The 266-nt window shown below is 68.4% G+C and carries 1 pseudogene; it reads right to left on the reverse strand.

The annotated features are described in order from the left end of the window. Positions 1-234, reverse strand: a pseudogene (locus tag ACSNOK_RS34545) (proline--tRNA ligase); the annotation flags it as partial. Between the last annotated feature and the right edge of the window lie 32 nt (positions 235-266).

The following is a 266-nucleotide window of genomic DNA, read 5'->3' on the forward strand; positions in this document are numbered from 1 at the left end:
GGTCAGGTAGGACTGCGGGATGAACAGGGGGAAGTAGGCGTTGTCGGCGCCCGCGGCCTTGATGCGGGCGTCCATCCCACTCTGCATCCGCTCCCAGAGCCCGTACCCGTACGGCCGGATGACCATGGTGCCGCGCACCGGCCCGTTGTCGGCCAGCTCGGCCTTGCTGATCACGTCCTGGTACCAGCGCGGGAAGTCCTCCGCCTGGGGGGTGAGCACGGGAGCCTTTGCCATGCCGCGCATGTTACGGCGGTCTGCTGCGGATG

The sequence above is a fragment of the Streptomyces sp. URMC 126 genome (genome assembly GCF_051386555.1).
In the GTDB taxonomy this organism is placed as follows: domain Bacteria; phylum Actinomycetota; class Actinomycetes; order Streptomycetales; family Streptomycetaceae; genus Streptomyces.